Genomic DNA, 3,721 nt, shown 5'->3' with positions numbered 1-3,721 from the left:
ACAGCTGAATTCGCCCTAAAGGCCCTGCTCATAAAGAAGACTGGATACAAGCCCTACACCCACTCGATATCCGAGCTCCTTGATGCGCTCTCGGAGATATTGGACGTACCGGCCAAGGTTAGGGAATGCGAAGGCTTAGAGGAGCACTATGTTCAGGCTGGATATCCTGGCGCTAGGCTCAGGGATTACAGAAGAGGCTGAAAGCTGTAAATTGTGCTGAGGTGATCATATTTCGAGGGGATTCTTGCGGAGGACTGTTGAGGGAGGAAAGGCTTAGAGAGATCGTTGACAGGTTTGAGGTGACGGTCATCCTCTTTGGATCTAGGGCAAGAGGGGGATCTACTCCAGCGAGCGATTATGACCTCCTGATAATCTACGATGACCCTGCTGAGCTGGAAAAGCTTCTGAGCTCTTTCAAGGACGCCAGAGTTCCTGCCGATGTACATGCCTTCACCCTGAAAGAATGCTCTAAATAAAATGCCGACCTCGACCATAATTCTGGATGCCTTAGAAGAGGGGATCGTGCTGGAGGAGAGCATCTCGCTGGGACCTCTCAGGGAGGGGCTCAGATCGCTGAGGGATAAGGGTACAGAAAGTCAGAGAGGGGATGGGTCCTGAGGATCAAGGGTGCCAAATCTTGACTCGTTCTCGGCGATTGTGAAGCCCAACTTTTAACACTTCTTGGGTGTGTCCCTTTGACATCTCCGACGAGTCCAGACTTGGTTTCATTCGCCATAAGAGGTGTGATATGGAGTGGGTTTGTCCAGCTCTAGGCCTGAGGGCTCTCTTAAAGCGCAAATTCAAGCCGATCGTCAAAACACATCCCGGATATGCGGATGAGGGAGTGCGGATAATCGACTTTAAATACGTAAATTAATGATGATTAATTACCGATGACCAAGATGACCATGATCCCGATCAGCGAGAGGGTGAAGGAAGAACTCAGGGAGCTGCTTGAATTAGACTACGAAGAGATTAAGGTGAGGGGATGGGCGAGAGAGTATTATTAGACACAGATTACCTGATCGAGTATTATGTTATATGTTAAGGGAAATAAGTTGCTTCCTTCCTCGATGCTCATCATCGCACCCACGAAGTTTACCTCGCCCATAACCTTTTGGCGGGGCTATTGGGTCGTGGGTGGCGGTCTGGCCAAACGGAGCGATCGCACCCAAGTTTATAGCACCTCTCATGCCCAGATGGGATCTCGGGAGGAGTTCCCCATCATATCAACCCTTCTGACATAAGAGCTTCCCCCTAGCATCGGATGAGCTACGGCCCAAGAGACCCACGGATCGTTCAAGCCTGAGCTGGATCGTCTTCCATGAGCATCGAAATCGAGGCTCAGGAATCCTGTCTAGACCACATGCTCCTCGGAAGCCATTCATTAAACCGGCGATCCTCCACCTCCCAATAGCCGCGGCATCAAGTGTTCATCCTCTCTGGTCCCTGATAGGGCCGGGATGAATGCGTGTGAGCTAGCTCTCCAAAGCGTCATCTAATGTCATGTCAGACTCCGATTGAAGTCGGGGGAGCGGACTTGAGAATGGGAATCCGTGATGCGCTATCGATGAGATCCGCCTGATCCAGGGGAAATACAGCCATCACGTCTGATCACGCGTCCTCAGAGTCTGCCCGAGGATGACTCGCGAGCCTGGGAGTTGACTCGCGAGGGGGATGCGCCGCATCACCCACTGACCAGCTTGGAAAGTGAAACCCGTGAAATGAAAAGGTCATGGGTCGGACGGGATGGGAGAGAGTGAGGAAGCTAGCCGACCACGGTCACGATGACCCTCCTCTCCCTGGGGCCGTCCAGCTCGACCAGGAGCAGGTTCTGCCAAGTCCCCCTCAGGAGCCTTCCGGAGGACACGGGGAACGCTCTGGATGCCCCCAGGAAGGCCGAGGCCAGATGGGCGTGAGCGTTATCATCCACCCTATCGTGCTCCCATCCCTCCCTGACGAACTCCTCCCTCAGCTTCCTGATTATGTCCCTGAGCAGTCCGGGCTCGCTCTCGTTCGCTATGAGCGCTGCAGTTGCGTGGGGCAGGTGAACGAGGCAGATGCCCTCAGCTATGCCTGACCTACTCACGGCCCCCTCAACCAGGTCGGTTATGTCCACTAGCTCTATCTTCGATCTGGTCCTCAGGGTGATCACCTCGCTGTACGAGGTCATCTATCACACCCCGCCGACCGGCTAATCGACGGTGAAGTAGACCCTCTTCTTCCCCCTTCCCTTGTTCTCCACCTTCAGGAGCCTCACACTCCCTATCTCCCCCGTGTTCCTCACGTGGGGCCCTCCGTCGGCCTGCACATCTATGCCGGGTATCTCCACGATCCTCAGCACCTCCAGGCTCGGGGGCATCCTCTCGGCAAGCTTCACGATCCCCTCAATCCTTAGTGCCTCCTCCCTCGGGAGGAAGTATACCTTAACCTCCAGGTTCCTGGAGGCTATCTCGTTAACCCTCTCTATGGCCTCCTCGAAGACGCCCCTCTCCCCCCTCTCCAGACTGAAGTCGGATTTCGCGTACTCAGGGTCTATGTGCCCTCCCGTGACCAGGGCGCCCCTCTCCCTGTAGAGGACGGCCGAGAGTATGTGATCGGCTGTGTGGAGCCTCATGAGCCTGTACCTCCTCTCCCAGTCCACCAGGCCCCTGACAAGATCACCCTCCCTGAAATCAGGCTCTGAGCCGAGGATGTGGGCCACCTCAGGATCCTCCTCCACCCCTATGACCTCGTACCTCCTGCCCCCGAACTCCAGATAGCCCCTGTCGTCGGCCACCCCTCCGGAGAGGGGATGAAACGCGGTCCTCTCTAGGTAGACCCTGTTCCCCCTGACCCTGACCACTCTCGACTCGAAGTCCGTGATGTAGGAGTCCAGCTGGTAGATGAGCTGGGTCATACTGACATGTAGCTTTCAGGGGATAAAAGGATTGCTGGCTCTAATGAGCCCGGCTCCCGATTTCAGGTCAATTCTCAGCCATAATCTCCCCGTTTCCCCTGAGGGGAGTATCGTAACTCTGGAAGATCAGTTCCTCCGAGGGTCGGCTTGAGCATTTTCAGGAACCCGAAAGCTCCGAGTGACCAATGCAATCGCGATCCCATGGCAGTTTAGAGGTCCGAAAGACCTCTTTGAACCATTTGAGCAAGATCCCGAGACCGATCTGTGACCATCTAGTGCTGAACTGCTGGGGACGATCAGGCGAGCTCCTTGATCACTGGCCTTATCTCCACACCCAGAGCGCGGGCCGTTTCATGTGCTCTGTGATCCACGAAGCCTCCTATCATCAGCATCCTCGGCCTGACTCCCACGACCTTCTCGTACAACTTCCCTATCATGTGGAGCTCGTGGACGTCCCCCTTACCCACCCTCGACTTCACCTCGATGAGGATGTGCTCCCCGTTCCTGACGACGAGGTCGACCTCGACGATCGAGGGGTAGCCATAGACCATGCCTTCCCCGTCCAAGTGGACCCATCTCTCCACCTTGGCCGTGCCCAGGACCTCCTCGACCACGTACCTCATGGCCTCTCTGAAGCTCTCCTCGGTCATCACGCCGAAGCGATGGGCGATGACGATGACTGTTCTCCTGAGCTCCAGCATCTCGCTCTCGATCGAGATTAACCTCTCCTCAAGCTTCTGTTGCCTCTCCTCAAGCCTCTGCTGTCTCTCCTCGAGCCTCGCGAATCTCTCCAAGATCTCCACGTATCCCAGTGAGCCCATC

The 3,721-nt window shown here is 55.5% G+C and carries 7 protein-coding genes; 4 read left to right on the top strand and 3 right to left on the bottom strand.

Features of this window, described 5'->3' with window-relative positions:
* From BA066_07195 to BA066_07180, 4 genes are all read left to right on the top strand, one after another.
* Positions 1–201 (top strand): HEPN domain-containing protein (locus tag BA066_07195; GenBank protein ID RDD52914.1); only part of this gene is annotated, 201 nt, incomplete at its 5' end.
* Positions 198–476, top strand: coding sequence for a nucleotidyltransferase domain-containing protein (locus BA066_07190; protein RDD52913.1), 279 nt, complete (start codon positions 198–200; stop codon positions 474–476). The genes BA066_07195 and BA066_07190, both read left to right, overlap by 4 nt.
* A 209-nt stretch (positions 477–685) precedes the next feature.
* The gene (locus tag BA066_07185) at positions 686–877 is read left to right on the top strand and encodes a hypothetical protein (GenBank protein RDD52912.1); all 192 of its coding nucleotides are present in this window, start codon (positions 686–688) and stop codon (positions 875–877) included.
* 157 nt (positions 878–1,034) lie between these two features.
* Positions 1,035–1,247, top strand: a complete 213-nt coding sequence (locus tag BA066_07180; protein ID RDD52911.1) for a hypothetical protein — start codon at positions 1,035–1,037, stop codon at positions 1,245–1,247.
* Between the two features lie 521 nt (positions 1,248–1,768).
* Here the strand turns inward: BA066_07180 and BA066_07175 are convergent.
* From BA066_07175 to BA066_07165, 3 genes are all read right to left on the bottom strand, one after another.
* Positions 1,769–2,173 (bottom strand): YjbQ family protein, encoded by a 405-nt coding sequence (locus BA066_07175; protein RDD52910.1) that lies wholly within the window; start codon positions 2,171–2,173, stop codon positions 1,769–1,771.
* 21 nt (positions 2,174–2,194) lie between these two features.
* Positions 2,195–2,899 (bottom strand): alanyl-tRNA editing protein, encoded by a 705-nt coding sequence (locus tag BA066_07170; GenBank protein ID RDD52909.1) that lies wholly within the window; start codon positions 2,897–2,899, stop codon positions 2,195–2,197.
* A gap of 296 nt (positions 2,900–3,195) precedes the next feature.
* Positions 3,196–3,721, bottom strand: a 526-nt coding sequence (locus tag BA066_07165) for a DUF3782 domain-containing protein (protein RDD52908.1), incomplete at its 5' end; no start/stop codon positions are given.

The sequence above is a fragment of the Candidatus Korarchaeota archaeon NZ13-K genome, assembly GCA_003344655.1.
Lineage (GTDB): Archaea > Korarchaeota > Korarchaeia > Korarchaeales > Korarchaeaceae > Korarchaeum.
Note: the sequence above shows the minus strand (reverse complement) of the source record. Positions and strands in the feature narration are given on the sequence as shown.